Genomic DNA, 7,661 nt, shown 5'->3' on the forward strand with positions numbered 1-7,661 from the left:
TCCGAGTAGCCCTCCTGCCGGATGAGGGGCTCCCCCAGAGAGGCGGACCCGTCGATGCCCGCACCCCCGGCCCACCCGTGGCTCGCCCCCGCCCGGCTCGCGGTCGCGGCCTTCGTCGCCGTCGCCCTCTGCTTCTCCGGTTACCGCGCGGCGAGCGGCCCCACCGGGGTGGTGAACTACTTCAGCTACTTCACCGTCCTCAGCGACCTCGCCGGTGTCGCGGTCCTGGGCTACGGCGGCTGGGCGGGCCTGACCGGCCGCCGCCCGGTGCCGGACGAGGTGCGCGGGGCGGTCGTGCTCTACCTGGTGATCACCGGGCTGTTCTACGGCACGTACCTCGCGAGCTACCCGGACCAACTGGTGATCCCGTGGGTGGACGACGTCCTGCACCGCGTGATGCCGCTCCTGGTGCTCGCCGACTGGCTGGTCGACCCGCCCGCCCGGCGCGTGCGCCCGGCCGTGGTGCTCGGCTGGCTGGCCTTCCCGCTGCTGTACCTGGTGTACGCACTGCTGCGCGGCCACGCCGTCGACTGGTACCCGTACACCTTCCTCGATCCCGGGCGGCACGGCGGCTACCGCCGGGTGGCCGGGGCCGGCTTCCTGATGACGGTGACCGTCATCCTGGTGGGGGCGGCCGTCGCCGCGGTGGGCAACGCCCTCGCCACCCGTCGGGACGTGCGCAGCGGTGCGGTCCCGAGGGGGCGCCACGCCCGGGCCGGAACGGGCTGACAGCCGACGGCGGCCCTGCGGCGCGTCCTACGGTGGGGTCATGCCCACGCTCCGAACCCTGACGTCCGCCGAGTGGCCGCTCTGGCGCGACCTGCGCCTCGCCGCCCTGACCGAGGCGCCGCACGCCTTCACGCACGGGCTCGCCGAATGGCACCGGGGTGGTGAGCAGCGCTGGCGCGACCGCCTCCACCTCCCGGGTGCCCATCACGTCGCCGCCTTCCTGGACGAGGACCCCGTCGGCCTCGTCGGCGGCCTGCGCGGATCTCCCGACGGCGTACGGGAGTTGCGCTCGCTGTGGGTCGCCCCGAAGGCGCGCGGCCGGGGTGTCGCGGACCGCCTGATCGAGGAGGTCGAGCGCTGGGCCCGCGTCACCGGCGGCACCGCCCTCCGTCTCGCCGTGCTCCCCGGCAACACCCCCGCGTTCGCCCTGTACCGCCGCCACGGCTTCGCCCCGGTCGTGTCCGCGGGGGAAGCCGCACGGGAGGTCGTCCTGTCCAAGCCCCTCCGCTGAGCGACGCGGCCGGGACCGTGCCGTACGCGGCCCGTGCCCTACGGGGCCCTTGCCGTACGCGGCCCGTGCCCTACGGGACCCTTGCCGTACCGGGGCCTGTGCCGTAACGGGGGACGGCACGGGCCCCGGCGTTGCGGGCCGCGACGGGCGGTCACATGTGGGTGCCGCCGTCGATGCGCAGCTCGGTGCCGGTGACGAAGGCGCCGTCGTCGGAGGCGAGCATGGCGATCACGCCGGCCACCGTCTCCGGGCCCGCGAAGCCCTGGCCGAGGGCGGGGGAGAGCTTGGCGAGCAGGCCGAGGTCGGCGTCGGCGGGGAGGCCGGGATCGTTGGTCATGCCGCTGTCGATGCTGCCCGGCGCCACGCAGACCGCGCGCAGGCCCTGCCGGGAGTACTCCGAGGCGATGGCGTGGGTGAAGGACTGGATGCCGCCCTTGGTCGCGGCGTACGCGGCCATGTAGGGGTGGGCGAAGCTCGCGGAGGTGGAGCTGAAGTTGACGACCACGCCGTTGCCGCCGGCGAGGAGCGCGGGGAGCGCCTCGCGGGTCATCAGGAAGGTGCCGGTCAGGTTCACTGCGAGGAGCTTGTTCCAGAACTCCAGGGTGGTCCCGTGGGTGTGCGAGGACCGCAGGATGCCGGCCGCGTTGACCAGGACGTCGAGTCCGCCCAGGTCGGCGATCGCACCGGCGACGCCCGCGACGACGGCGGCCTCGTCGGAGATGTCCAGGACCCGGACGGTCAGGCGCTCCGCGGTGCCGTCGGCGGTTGCGCGGTCGAGGGTCTCCTTCAGGCCGTCCTCGTTGACGTCGACGGCGACGACCTTCCCGCCCTCGGCGAGGATCCGGTGCACGGTGGCCCGGCCGATGCCCGAGCCGCCGCCGGTGATCAGGACGTTCCGCCCGCTGAAGCGCTCCATGGTGGTACTCCGTTCGTTCGTGCGTGGTCTCTCGACCTCGGGAGGCACGGTACGCCTATGTGGCACGTTGTGCCAATAAGTCTTGTCGTGCCACTCATGCGCAGCGTGCCACTGTGGCACCACCCCGCGTAGGCTGACCCCGTGACCGGACGCCCGACCCTGAACCAGCGCCGCCGTGACGCCACCCGGCTGGAGATCGCCCGCACCGCCGCCGCGCTCTTCGCCGAGAAGGGCGCGGAGGCCACCACCGCCGAGGAGATCGCCCTCGCCGCAGGCATCTCGCTGCGGACCTTCTACCGGTACTTCTCCGTCAAGGAGGACGCCGTCGCCCCGCTGCTCGCGGCGGGCGGGCGGCAGTGGGTCGAGCGGCTCGCCGACAGTCCGGCCGACCTGCCGCTGCGCGAGGCGCTGGAGAGCGCGGCGGTCGCATCACTGACGCCGGCCGACGAGGCGGGGGCCGAGATGATGCGGTGGACCCGCAGCCTGCTGCGAGACCCGCAGCTGGAAGGAACCTGGCAGCGTGTCCACGCCGACTCGGAGGTGCGGCTGCGCGCCGTCCTCGCCGAGCGGTGCCCCGCGGGCGCGGATCCGCTGGAGATCCGGCTGGCCGCCGCCGCCGCGACCGCGGCGATCCGGGTCGCCCTGGAACAGTGGGCCGCCTCCGGCGCCCCCGCCACCGGACCGGGCTCCCCGCGCGACCTGGGCGCCCGCTGCATGCGTGAACTCACGGCGGGGCTACGGCTCTGGGAGCGCCTGTCCTGAGCCCGGCGGGTGGCGGTCGACGGTCGGCGGCTCGTCCGCCCTCGGGTCGCCGGTGGGCGGGGACGGGTCCTGGGGCGGAGGAGTTCGGTGTGCGTGCTTCAGCCGGCGGATGACAGATGACAGATGTCGAAATCTGTCAGCTGAAATCTGTCGGTTGAACTCTGTCGCCCGAAACCGGGCATCCGCTCCCCGTGACCTCCCAGCTGTCATCAGCGGGCTCCCAGCTGGCGTTAGGGTTGATCTTCGCGCCCCGGTGGGGGGAACCGGGGTCGACTCCTCGGATGTCCCCAGCGGAGGGGGCTGGAGTTCGAGGCGTGGGAGCAAGTAGGACATGGGTCTGACGAGCCACAAGGTGCTGGCGCTGACCGTATTGATCGCCGTAGTGGTGATGGGGGGAACGGTCTGGCTTTGGCCGAGACTGGCGGGGAAGACCTGGCAGGCGGTGTTGGGCCGGATCGGTGCGCTGCTCGCCTCCCAGCTCGCCGTCCTCGCGGCGCTCGGGCTGGTGGCGAACAGCTACTTCGCCTTCTACAGCAGTTGGGACGACCTGCTGGGCACCGGGGACACCGGCCCGGTGGTGATCCACAACAAGGCGGACGCCTCCGGGCGGCTCCTGGTGGAGACGATCGGCCACGCCTCGGTCAAGGGCGGCGGCGCGATGGGCCGCGAGCCCGGCCAGTCGGGCGAGATCCGCAAGGTCCGGATCGACGGCGCGGTCAGCCGGCTCTCCACCGAGGGCTACGTCTACCTGCCCCCGCAGTACTTCCAGCCGGAGTACGCGCAGAAGCAGTTCCCCGCCGTGATCGTCAGCACCGGCTTCCCCGGGATCGCCGAGAACCTGATCACCCGGTTCAACTACCCGGGTGCGGCGCTCAAGCTGCTGCAGGAGGGCCGGATGCAGCCGACCGTCATGGTCCTGGTGCGCCCCTCGCCCGCTCTGCCGCAGGACACCGAGTGCGAGGACGTCCCGAACGGACCGCAGTCCGACACGTACTTCACCAAGGACGTGCCCTCGGCGATCCAGGCCAGCTTCCGGGTCTCCTCCGACCCGCAGGCCTGGGCCTTCATGGGCAACTCGACCGGCGGCTACTGCGCGCTCAAGCTGGCCATGCGCCACCCGGACGTCTTCCCGACGGCCGTCGCACTCTCCGCCTACTACGACGCCGCCGACGACCCGACCACCGGTGACCTGTTCGGCGGCAGCAAGCAGCGCCGCGACGAGGCCAACCTGATGTGGCGGCTGAAGAACCTGCCGCAGCCGAACGTGTCCGTGCTGCTGGCCGGCACCAAGCGGGGCGACGGCGACTACCGGCGGGAGACCGAGGCCTTCGTCGAGTCGGTGCGGAGCCCGATGAAGGTCTCCTACAGCATGCTCGAGAACGGCGGCCACAACTTCGAGACCTGGAGCGCGCTGCTGCCGTCCTCGCTGGAGTGGCTGTCCCAGCACCTCAGGGTGCCGAACCCGACCGCCTGACGGCCGGACTACCGAACGGCCGAACCACCGAACCCCCGGAGCCACGGCCCCGGGGGTTCTGTCGTCGCGCGGTCGTCGCGCGGCTCAGGCCACCCGCTCCAGCGTCCCGGTGTGCAACTGCCCGACCCGGCCGCCCTCGCCCTCGAAGGTCCAGAAGGCCCGCACCGTCAGCTTGTTGAGGTCCATCACGTGGCTGACGGTGATCCCGCTCTGCTCCGTCCAGCTGACGAAGTAGATCTCCGGTGCGACCTCGGCGACGTGCAGCCGCACGTCCTCCCACTGGCCCGCGGACTCGCCGAGACCCTCCCAGCGCAGCCGCGTGCCGTCGGCCGAGTAGGTGTTGCGGAAGGCCGCGCCGGTGTCGGCCCGGAAGACGTAGGTACGGCCGGCGAAGGCGGGCGGGGACGCGGTCATGGTGGGGCGGCTCCTCGTTTCGTGGTGGAGGCGGTCTTGTGCACGGCGGAACATCTCGGAACTCCAATTTATCCGACCGGGTGCACTCGGTCAGATCTTTGCCGCGGTCGGGATCACCGACGCGCCGCCGGCCGGGGCCCGGGGTCCGGGGTCCGGGGGCCGGGGCTCGGAGCTCACCCGGGCGCCGGGCGCCACACCCGAGTCGGCGCCCAGCTCGCCCGACCGGCCCGTCCGAGCCGCCCTGTCCGAGCCGCCCCGCCCCCGGCGTCGGGCCGGGCGCCCCGCAGGTCATCTGCGGATCATCCCGCCGGGCAGGAATATTGATCAACTCGGCCGCCACGCAGCGTCGTTGATCGACACCGCTGTGACCTGCGCGACAACCGGCCCGGGGGAGTTGTCCGTTCACGTACGGCCTGCCTAGCCTGCAACGGTCGTCCGCCGTCGCGGACCCCGCCGCCGGGACGCCGAGTCCCGTCCACCCGCCGGCGGGTCACCGAGCACCACAGCGGACGGGAGCGGGGGAACCAAGGTCGGCGCCCGGCCCGTGCGCTCGCGCACACAGGTCGAGGCTAGGGGTGAAGCCGCGCCACAGGCGGCCGGGCAACTGCAGCCCGAACCCGACAGCTCACCTCGCAGGCGTCGCAGAGGTCGCCCATGCCCCAGCCTGCCGCCCGGCGCAGCGCGCCGCGCCACGCCCGTCCCTCCCGCCGCGGTCGCAACGCCGCCTTCGCCGCCACCGGGGCGCTCGCGATCAGCGGCGCCGGCCTGCTCGGACTGCCGTCCGTCGCCGGTGCCCAGGCCGCCACCGCGCCGACCGTCACCCAGGACCGCCTCGCCCCCGCCGCCATGGTCGCGGGCAAGGCCTCCACCGCCTCGCTGAGCCTGCACTCCTCGGCCTGCTTCACCGCGAAGACGGTGGGGGTGGGCGTGCGCGACGCGGGCGGCACCAACCTGGACTTCCCCGGCAACGCCTCCAACGTGCAGATCTGCCCGAGCGGCGTGAACTTCACCAGCGGCGCCCGCACCCTGCCCGCCGGCACGTACAGCCAGTTCGGCTTCTGGCAGGACGTGGCCGGTGCCTGGCACAACCTGCCCGCGCAGCAGCTGGTGGTCTCGGCCACCGGCACCACCGCGCCGACCCCGGCGCCGACGGCCACCCCGAAGCCGACGGCCGCCCCTTCCCCGAGCGCCACCCCCACTCCGAGCGCCACCGCCACCCCGACCGCCCCGGCACCGTCCACCTCGGCCCCGTCGTCCCCGGCCCCGTCGTCCCCGGTCGCCGGCAAGTCGCTGACCTGGTCCGACGAGTTCAACGGCTCGATCTCCTGGGGCCAGCGCTGGGTCGGCGACAAGAGCACCGCCTACAAGTACGGGAACCACAACCCGGACGACAACAAGCTGGACTGGCTGAACAAGAACAACGTCAGCGTCGCCAACGGGGTCGCCACCTTCACCGCCACCCCCGGCGGCCCGGCCCTGGAGAACGGCAAGCAGTCCTGGAACACCGGCTTCCTGACCACCGAGGGCTCCAGCGAGGGCTTCCAGGTCAAGACCGGCGACTACGCCGAGACCCGGGTCAAGCTGCCCGCCGGCACCGGCGCCTGGCCGGCCCTGTGGACCTGGAAGAACGGCAACGGGGAGGTCGACTCCTTCGAGTACCACCCCGACAACCCGAACCTGCTGGAGCTGACCAACCACGTCAACCCCGGCAACGGCACGTACTACACCGACGCGAGCGCGATCGCGAAGGACCAGTGGGTCACCATCGGTACCTACTACGGCGCCAACTCGGTGGACTGGTACGTCAACGGCGTCAAGGTCTTCTCGGACGGCAAGGGCGTCGGCGCCAACTGGTCGGCGTACCTGATCCTCAACCTCTCCCTGAGCGCGGGGCAGTACCACCCCGCGCCGCAGGGCACCGCCCCGATCACCATGGCGGCGGACTACGTCCGCGTCTACCGCTGACGGGTAACCCGTAGGACCGTCCCACCGGGCGCCGGAGGCCGGCAGCCGCTCGCCGGCGCCCGGTGCCCGGTGGGACACCGCGGCTCAGGCGTCGCCGGACGTCTCGACGACCTTGATCTCGTACGGCTGCCGGTGGTTCTTCCCGAACGGGTCGTCCGCGCTGCGCACCGCGACCGACCCGCCCTCCAGGAGCCCGAGCGGCACAGCGGGGGAGAGCCGGACCGGGACGAGGGCCGTCGCGCTGCGCCCCTCCTTCAGGCCGGGACCGAACACGCAGCTGACCTGCCGGCCGAGCGCCACGACCTGGCAGTCCTCGGGGAAGTACGGGCCCTCCGCGGTCACCCCTTCCGGAAGGGTGACGGTGACCGTGAACGGGGACGCGGTGGTGTCCGGGCCGTAGTCGGCGACGAAGGCGTGGATCGTCGTCGTGCCGCCGGGCACCGCCGGATCCGGGTCGAGCCGGACCACCTCCAGGTGGGAGTGGGACGGCGCGGCGACCACGGCCGGCAGGGTGGACGCCTCGGGCGCGCCCGGCGCCGGGACCAGGGCCGGCAGGGTGGACGCCCCGGACGTGCCCGGCGCCGCGACGTCGACTGCGGGCCGCGGCTCCGGCCGCTGCTGCAGCGCCCAGGACGGGCCGGAGCCCAGGACGGCCACCGCGCAGCCCGCCGTCACCGCCGCGACCAGTCCGGCAGTGCCGGACCTCCGCTTCCTCACGCCGCTCCGTGCGCTGCCGCGCACTTCCCGGTGCTCCATGCCGCTCACCCTGCTCCCGTGCTCCGGGGGGCCCCGCCCGCGCGGGGCGCGGCCGCCCCCCGGGGGGCGCGCCCCCCGGGGGCGCGGGGGGGGACCCCCCCCCCGGGCGGCCCCCGCGCGGACCCCCCCCGCGG

8 protein-coding genes and 1 riboswitch are annotated in these 7,661 nt (G+C 73.5%); of the genes, 5 read left to right on the forward strand and 3 right to left on the reverse strand.

Features of this window, described 5'->3' with window-relative positions; all coding sequences use genetic code 11:
* Nucleotides 1-54: 54 nt before the first annotated feature.
* Both ACFV0O_RS12745 and ACFV0O_RS12750 read left to right on the forward strand, forming a co-directional pair.
* Nucleotides 55-729 carry a Pr6Pr family membrane protein gene (locus ACFV0O_RS12745; protein WP_380340185.1) on the forward strand — a complete coding sequence of 225 codons (675 nt, stop codon included), beginning with the start codon at nucleotides 55-57 and terminating at the stop codon, nucleotides 727-729.
* Between the two features lie 40 nt (nucleotides 730-769).
* The gene (locus ACFV0O_RS12750; RefSeq protein WP_380340188.1) at nucleotides 770-1,240 is read left to right on the forward strand and encodes a GNAT family N-acetyltransferase; all 471 of its coding nucleotides are present in this window, start codon (nucleotides 770-772) and stop codon (nucleotides 1,238-1,240) included.
* A gap of 151 nt (nucleotides 1,241-1,391) precedes the next feature.
* Here ACFV0O_RS12750 and ACFV0O_RS12755 read toward each other — a convergent pair whose 3' ends face one another.
* Nucleotides 1,392-2,156 carry an SDR family NAD(P)-dependent oxidoreductase gene (locus ACFV0O_RS12755; RefSeq protein ID WP_380340191.1) on the reverse strand — a complete coding sequence of 255 codons (765 nt, stop codon included), beginning with the start codon at nucleotides 2,154-2,156 and terminating at the stop codon, nucleotides 1,392-1,394.
* Nucleotides 2,157-2,297: 141 nt separating this feature from the next.
* Between ACFV0O_RS12755 and ACFV0O_RS12760 the strand changes: the two genes are divergently transcribed.
* Together ACFV0O_RS12760 and ACFV0O_RS12765 are read left to right on the forward strand one after the other, a co-directional pair.
* Nucleotides 2,298-2,918 carry a TetR family transcriptional regulator gene (locus ACFV0O_RS12760; RefSeq protein WP_380340194.1) on the forward strand — a complete coding sequence of 207 codons (621 nt, stop codon included), beginning with the start codon at nucleotides 2,298-2,300 and terminating at the stop codon, nucleotides 2,916-2,918.
* A 331-nt stretch (nucleotides 2,919-3,249) separates the two neighbouring features.
* Nucleotides 3,250-4,392, forward strand: a complete 1,143-nt coding sequence (locus ACFV0O_RS12765; RefSeq protein WP_380340197.1) for an alpha/beta hydrolase — start codon at nucleotides 3,250-3,252, stop codon at nucleotides 4,390-4,392.
* A gap of 84 nt (nucleotides 4,393-4,476) precedes the next feature.
* On the opposite strand, the gene ACFV0O_RS12770 is transcribed toward ACFV0O_RS12765, so the two are convergent.
* Nucleotides 4,477-4,806 carry a MoaF N-terminal domain-containing protein gene (locus ACFV0O_RS12770; RefSeq protein WP_380340199.1) on the reverse strand — a complete coding sequence of 110 codons (330 nt, stop codon included), beginning with the start codon at nucleotides 4,804-4,806 and terminating at the stop codon, nucleotides 4,477-4,479.
* A 488-nt stretch (nucleotides 4,807-5,294) separates the two neighbouring features.
* Nucleotides 5,295-5,458, forward strand: a riboswitch (cyclic di-AMP (ydaO/yuaA leader).
* Nucleotides 5,459-5,460: 2 nt separating this feature from the next.
* On the opposite strand from ACFV0O_RS12770, the gene ACFV0O_RS12775 reads away from it, so the two are divergent.
* On the forward strand, nucleotides 5,461-6,771 hold the full coding sequence (locus ACFV0O_RS12775; RefSeq protein WP_380340202.1) for a hypothetical protein: 1,311 nt from the start codon (nucleotides 5,461-5,463) through the stop codon (nucleotides 6,769-6,771).
* An 84-nt stretch (nucleotides 6,772-6,855) separates the two neighbouring features.
* Here the strand turns inward: ACFV0O_RS12775 and ACFV0O_RS12780 are convergent, their stop codons facing one another.
* Entirely contained in the window at nucleotides 6,856-7,488 is a 633-nt protein-coding gene (locus ACFV0O_RS12780; RefSeq protein ID WP_380340205.1) for a hypothetical protein, read from the reverse strand.
* Nucleotides 7,489-7,661: the final 173 nt, after the last annotated feature.

Source organism: Kitasatospora sp. NPDC059577 (assembly GCF_042735475.1).
In the GTDB taxonomy this organism is placed as follows: domain Bacteria; phylum Actinomycetota; class Actinomycetes; order Streptomycetales; family Streptomycetaceae; genus Kitasatospora.